The organism is Vibrio sp. 10N.261.51.A4, from assembly GCF_041471945.1.
Classification (GTDB): Bacteria; Pseudomonadota; Gammaproteobacteria; order Enterobacterales; family Vibrionaceae; genus Vibrio; species Vibrio crassostreae_C.
Map to the genome: position 1 here is coordinate 1 of NZ_JBFRPJ010000174.1, position 240 is coordinate 240.

1 rRNA gene is annotated in these 240 nt (G+C 43.8%); it reads left to right on the forward strand.

The features are described from left to right. Positions 1–133, forward strand: a 23S ribosomal RNA gene (locus AB4384_RS23585); the annotation flags it as partial. Positions 134–240: the final 107 nt, after the last annotated feature.

A 240-nucleotide genomic window follows, 5' to 3' on the forward strand; every position in this document is an offset into this window, starting at 1 on the left:
CTTGAGATGAGTTTTCCCTGGCACTATAAGTGTCCTAAAGGGTTGTCGTAGACTACGACGTTGATAGGCAGGGTGTGTAAGTGCTGCGAGGCATTGAGCTAACCTGTACTAATTGCCCGTGAGGCTTAACCATACAACACCCAAGGGGTTTTGTGGACTCAAAGAAAGACCAGACCTTGAATGAGTTTGAAGAGACTTTTAAATCAGTTTTCCGAATTTTAAAATTTGCTTGGCGACCAT